Origin of the sequence: Cellulomonas iranensis NBRC 101100 = JCM 18110 (assembly GCF_001552375.1) — a bacterium.
In the GTDB taxonomy this organism is placed as follows: domain Bacteria; phylum Actinomycetota; class Actinomycetes; order Actinomycetales; family Cellulomonadaceae; genus Cellulomonas; species Cellulomonas iranensis.
The window spans coordinates 1-3,011 of record NZ_BCRB01000168.1 but is presented as its reverse complement, the minus strand read 5'-3'; the positions used below and the strand labels follow the sequence as shown (position 1 = coordinate 3,011).

Here is a 3,011-nt window from a genome sequence, read left to right as displayed (position 1 = left end):
TCCCGGCCAGCGCGCGCTCGCGGGCCGCGACGGCGTCGCCGTCGCCGAGCGCGCGCGCCAGGGCGGGGCTCGGTGCGCGCGGCAGCAGCATCCGCGCGCCCGCGCCGAGCCGCCGCCCGAGCGCCACGAGCTCGACGGCCGTCGCCGGGTCGCCGTCGGCGGCTGCGAGCTCGGCGCACGCGAGGCCGAACGTGCCCAGCACCGGCATGTCGGACGTCGCACCGACGTCGTCGAACGCCTCCGCGAGCAGCAGCCGCGCCCGTGCGAGGTGCGCCGCGCGGGCGTCGCCCGCCGCAGCGCCGGCACCCCCGCCGGTCTGCGCACCTGCGGCACCCGCGCCTGCCTCCGCACCCGCGCCGTCCGCCCCGGCGACCTCGCCCGCGGCTCCCGCGTGCAGCACCACGGCCGCGAGCCGGAACAGCGCGCGCGCCTGCGGGGGCGCCACGAGCTCGGGCACGGCGGCGCGCACGGCGGCCTCGGCGTGCGCCACGGCCTCGGCCGCGCGGCCGCCCACCCACGCGACGTGCGCGAGCCCCACCGACGCCTGCGCCGCGAGGGTCGGCTCGGACTGCTCGGACCCGGCCGCGTCGGCGAGCCGCGCGAGCGCGTCGGCGTCGCCCGTGGTCGCGAGCTCGATGTCGAGCAGCAGCCGCGACGAGCGCGCGTCGAGCGTCGCGCCGACCCGCTCCAGGTGGTCGGCGCTGCGCGCGAGCCAGCGCGCGGTCTCGTCGTCCTCGTCGGACGCCCACTGGCCGACGCCCTGCGCGGCGGTGCCCATGAGCCACTCGTCGCCGGCCTCCTCGAACGCGGCGTACGCGGCGCGCGCGTCGGCGTCCGAGCGGCAGCCGTCGCCCGCGTTCTCGTCGACCGCGCCGCGCAGGAACAGCCCGATGCCGCGCACGTACGGGTCGTCGTGGCCGACGAGCGCCTCGATCGCCCCGCGTGGCGGGACGGGGTTCGTGAAGAGCGCCGGCAGCACGCCGACGAGCGCGCGCATGCGCGGCGAGAGCGCGTCGGCGCGCTCGGCGGTGAGCCTCGTCGCGGCGCGCAGCGCGACGGCCGTCAGGCGCTGCGGCTCGACGACCGTGCTGGTCAGCGCCCCGAGCACCGTGACCGTCGCGGTCGCGTCCGGCGGCGGGAGCGGGCGCCCGGCGGCGTGGCCCCGCACGGCGCCCGAGCGCAGCCGTGCCGCGGGGTCGTGGACGTGCAGCACGCGCTCCGCCCAGGTGACGACCTCGAGGTGCGCGCCGCGCACCGACCACAGCCACCCGAGCGCCGCGAGCACCTCGACGGCCGCGGGCTCGTCGTCGGTGCGCAGCGCGTGGCGCAGCGCCTCGACCAGCAGGTCCTGGTCCCGCGCGAGGGCGTGCAGCGCCCCGACCTGGCCGGGGCCGACGAGGTCGGGCAGCAGCCCGCGCGCGAGCCGCGCGCCCCAGGCGACGAGGCCGCGCACGGCGTCCGCGCGCCCGCCGACCGCGTCGAGCCGTGCCTCGCCGTACTCCCGGACCGTCTCGAGCATGCGGTACCGCGGGCCGTCGGCCTGGTCGTCGAGCGCGAGCAGCGAGTGCTCGACGAGCGCCGCGAGCCCGCGCCGCACGTCGTCGACCCCCGCGACGGCGGCGGCCGCGTCGGCGCCGAACGGGCCCGGCAGCACCGCGACCCTCTCGAGCAGGTGCTGCTCGGCGGGGGCCAGCAGCGCGCGGCTCCAGTCGACCAGCGCCCACAGGCTCGCGTGCCGCTCGGGCAGGCCGCGCAGCGCGTCGTCGAGCAGCCCGAACCGGTCGTCGAGGCCCGCGAGCACGTCGGCGACCGGCATCGACCGCAGGCGCGCCGCCGCGAGCTCGAGCGCGAGCGGCAGGTGGTCGAGGCGCCGGCACAGCTCGCGCGCGACCGCGTCGTCCCACGCCAGGCCCGGCCGCGCCGCGTGCGCGCGGGCGTGCAGCAGCGCGACGGCGTCGTCCTCGGCGAGCGTGTCGATCCGGTGCACGACCTCGCCCACGAGGCCCAGCGGCGCCCGGCTCGTCGCGAGCACCGTGACGTCGTCGGGTGCGGCCTGCAGCAGGTCGGCCACGGTCTGCGCGGCGGCGTCGAGCACGTGCTCGCAGTTGTCGAGCACGAGCAGGCCCTCGAGGTCCTGGCCCGCGACGCGCAGCCGGTCGACGGGGTCGAGCGCGCGCCGCTCGGTGGTCACCTCGACGCCCGACGGCGCGAGGTCGGCGCCGCCGACGGCGTGCAGCACGGCGGGCAGCACCTCGTCGGGTGCGCGCAGGCCCGCGAGCTCGACGACGCGCACCGTGCGGCCCTCGGCCTCGGCGCGCGCGACCTCGGCGGCCAGCCGCGTCTTGCCGCTGCCGCCGGGTGCGACGAGCGTGACGACCGGCGCGGTGCGCAGCGCGGCGCGGACGGCGGCGACGTCGTCGTCGCGACCCAGCAGGGGGGTGGTGGAGCGTCGCCACGACGCCGGGAGGGTGACGGCGCGGGGCGCGGCGGTGTGCGGCGCACCGCCCGGGGCCGCGGGCGACGTCGTGGCGTCGGGTCCCGGGGGCGGGACGACGGGCGACGCGACCCGGGCGGTCGTGCCGGTCGCGGCGCGGGCCGCGGTCGCCGACGGCGCCGTGCCGCCCGGCGCGGTGGTCGGGGGCGTGTCCGCCGGTGCGGGCCGCAGCTCGCCCCGCAGCAGCGCGAGGTGCGCGGCGACGACGACGGGCGACGGGTCCGCGCCGTACCGGTCCGCGAGCTCGGTCCGCAGGTCCTCGACCAGCGCGAGCGCCTCGGCGTCGCGGCCCTGCGCCGCGAGCACGCGCACGAGCAGCGCCGCGGCGGGCTCGTCGGGCGGCACGCGCGCGGCCAGCAGCCGCAGGTCGGCGGTGTCGAGCGGACCGCCGCCCGCGAGCGCCGCCTCGGCCGCCGTGCGCGCGATCTCCGAGAGCAGGCGTGCCGTGGTCGGGTCGGCGAGGTCGGGCGCGGCGGGCAGCAGCGCGCGGGCCGCCGCGGCGGCGGCCCGCGCGTCG

Annotated in this window: 1 protein-coding gene; it reads right to left on the bottom strand. The window is 80.9% G+C overall.

The window, feature by feature from the left end:
• Positions 1 to 3,011 (bottom strand): ATP-binding protein (locus CS2_RS18040; protein WP_070320998.1); only part of this gene is annotated, 3,011 nt, incomplete at both ends.